Consider the following 3,193-nt stretch of genomic DNA (forward strand, 5'->3'; position numbering starts at 1 on the left):
CTGGCGTGCCTGCCAGACCAAGGACATCCCGGTCCAGGACTGGGTGAAGCTCGCGGTCACCCGTGCCCGTGCATCCTCGACGCCGGCGATCTTCTGGCTCAACGAGTCGCGCGCCCACGACGCCGAGATCATCAAGAAGGTCCGCACCTACCTCGCCGACCACGACACCGACGGCCTCGAGATCCAGGTCCTCTCGCCCGAGCTCGCCTGCACCTACTCCCTCGAGCGCCTGCGCAAGGGCGAGGACACGATCTCGGTGACCGGCAACGTGCTGCGTGACTACAACACCGACCTGTTCCCGATCCTCGAGCTCGGCACCTCGGCCAAGATGCTGTCGGTCGTCCCGCTGATCGCGGGCGGTGGCCTCTTCGAGACCGGCGCCGGCGGTTCGGCGCCCAAGCACGTCGAGCAGCTCGTCAACGAGAACTACCTGCGCTGGGACTCGCTCGGCGAGTTCTTCGCCCTCGTTCCCTCGCTGGAGAAGTACGCCGAGCAGGCCGGCGCCCCGGCTGCGCAGATCCTGGCCGACGCCCTCGACCGGGCCACGGGCACGTTCCTCGACGAGGACCGCTCGCCCGGCCGCAAGCTCGGCACCACGGACAACCGCGGCTCGCACTTCTACCTGGCGCTCTACTGGGCCGAGGAGATCGCTGCGCAGACCGAGGACGCCGACCTGGCTGCCCTGTTCAAGACGCTCGCCGAGACGCTTCGTGCGAACGAGGACAAGATCGCGGCCGAGCTGATCGCGGTCCAGGGCTCGCCGGCCGACATCGGTGGCTACTACCACCCGGACGCGGAGAAGACGTCCGCCGTGATGCGCCCGAGCGCAACGCTGAACGGGGCCCTCGCCGCCTTCTGATTGATGGCGCGAGCGCGTCGCCCATCGAGCCGGCCACACGGACCCTTCGGGCCCGCGGGCCGGCTCGATGCGGCTTCGCCGCGGGCGCCGCGCTGCCGCGCGCGCAGTTGACTTTCCGTTGGGTTGCGTCGTCCTGGCGGCAAGCCTGCCTGAATTGCGCCTTCGGGACAGCAGGTCATTCGGAGGCGGTTGTCGATGCCGCCAACTACTCTCGATTCAGTGACGACGACGTTGACCCGGGCCGCTGCGCCCGCCGCGGCCGTCAGTGACGATCCCGCGCGTCGCGTCGACTGGCGCCGGATGCGCGGTCGCGCGGCTGGCTACGCCGTCGCCGCCGTTGCCATCGGGGCCCTCGCCCAGGCGCTCGGCACCGTGGTCGCCGGACGGCTCGCTGACCACCCGACCGGGACGCTCGTCGCCTGGCTCGCCGCGCTGGTGGTCGGCGCCGCACTGGTCGACACGTCCGGCCGGATCGTCTGGGCCGGGGTGGTCGACCGTGCCGAGGGACGCCTGCGGGGTGACCTCCTGAGCGCCGCCCTGCAGCAACCCCTGGAGCACCTCACCGAGCAGGCCGTCGGCGAAGTGCTGGACCGGGTCGACGACGACACCCACGAGGTCGGCACCCTGCTGCGCCAGCAGATCTGGATGGCGATGCGGACCACCTTCGGCGCGGTGCCGATGTGGGTCGTCGCCGGGGTGACCTGGTGGCCGGCGGCCATCCTGTTCCCCGTCGTCGGCGCCGTGACGGTGTGGGTGATGAAGCCGTCGCTGATCCAGATCTCCCGGCTGAAGGTGATCGAGGAGGCCGCGTGGACCGACCACGCCGCCGCACTCGAGGAGGGCATTGCCGGGCGCGACGACCTGCGGACGAGCCGTGGCCAGGCCTTCGCCGTACGACGCCTGGCGGAGCTGTCGGCGGACGTGCACGAGAAGTTCCGGCGGGTGCTGATGGTCGAGGCCGGGCTCGCGATCAAGGTCGGGCTGCTGCTCCACGGGCTGCTGGTCGCCGTCGCCGTGTCGGGTGTCGCGCTGGTCAGCCATGGCGACCTCGGCCTGGCCCGTCTGGTCACCCTGTTCCTGGTCACCACGATCTTCGTCGGCCAGATCAACCAGCTCGCCCACCAGCTGCCCGACATCCAGGCCGGGCTCGGCGCGGTGCTGCGGCTGCGCCAGCTGCTCGGTGTCGAGGCCGAGCCGGTCGGCGGCGAGCCGGTGCCCGGTGGCGCCCTCGACCTGCGCATCCGGGGCCTCGACTTCTCCTACGCCGAGGGCACCTTCGGACTGCGCGACGTCCATCTGGTCGTCGAGGCCGGACACACCCTCGCCCTCGTCGGTCGCACCGGCTCGGGCAAGTCGACGCTCGCCTCGCTGCTCTCGCGCGCGGTCGACCCGCCGCCCGGCACGATCTTCCTCGGCGGCATCGACATCACCACCCTCGATCTCCACGAGCTGCGGCGTCGCGTCGGGGTGGTCACCCAGCGCACCGAGATCCTCGCCGGCACGCTCGCCGAGAACATCGCACTGTTCTCCGACACTCCCTGCGAGGAGATCGAGGCAGCGGTCGACGAGCTCGGCCTCACCGACTGGGTCGACGGGTTGCCCGACGGCCTGGACACCCTGCTCGGCCCCGGCGGCACCCGCCTGTCGGCAGGAGAGGAGCAGCTCGTCGCCTTCGCGCGCCTCCTGGTCCGCCACGTCCAGGTCGTGGTCCTGGACGAAGCGACCGCCCGGATGGACCCGGTCACCGAGGCCCGCGTCGTCGCCGCCGCCGACCGGCTGATCAAGGGTCGCACCGGCGTGCTCGTCGCGCACCGGCTCGGCACCATCGAGCGCGCCGAGATGGTCGCGGTCCTCGACCACGGCCGTGTCATCCAGCAGGGGCTGCGCGCTGCGCTCGCGGAGGTCGACGGCCCGTTCCGCCGCCTCGTCACCGCCAGCCTGGCCAACGCGGGGACCGATCCCTACGACAGCCCCGCCGCCGAGGAGTCATTGGACGCAGACCCCGGCGCGTCGGTGGGTGGGCGTCGTCGTACCGGACCTGTGCCGGAACGGCCGGCCATCGCCCCCGGCCCGACGCTCACCCGCGGTACGTGGCACGCGATGTGGGTGCGGCCGATGTGGGGCATCTACTCCGTGCTGCTGTTCCTCGGCGGCAGCATCTTCGCGCCGCTCGGTGCGATCACCGGACTCCTGTGGGGCCTGGTCGTCCAGCGGCTCGCCGCGGGGCAGACGCCGACCGTGATGACGGGCCTGCTGGTGGCCGGCCTGCTGGTCGCGCCGATCCTGCTCGCCGACGCCTTCCGTCGCTACCCGCGGTGGTGGATCGAGGTGATG

2 protein-coding genes are annotated in these 3,193 nt (G+C 71.8%); both read left to right on the forward strand.

Annotation, left to right across the window (positions count from 1 at the left end; translation table 11 throughout):
* Window positions 1-859: NADP-dependent isocitrate dehydrogenase (locus ACOADB_RS13330; RefSeq protein WP_378599297.1), on the forward strand; the 859-nt coding region annotated here is incomplete at its 5' end.
* A gap of 219 nt (window positions 860-1,078) precedes the next feature.
* Window positions 1,079-3,193 (forward strand): ABC transporter ATP-binding protein (locus tag ACOADB_RS13335; RefSeq protein ID WP_378599300.1); only part of this gene is annotated, 2,115 nt, incomplete at its 3' end.

Origin of the sequence: Nocardioides sp. CPCC 206348 (genome assembly GCF_048654705.1) — a bacterium.
Taxonomy (GTDB): Bacteria; Actinomycetota; Actinomycetes; order Propionibacteriales; family Nocardioidaceae; genus Nocardioides.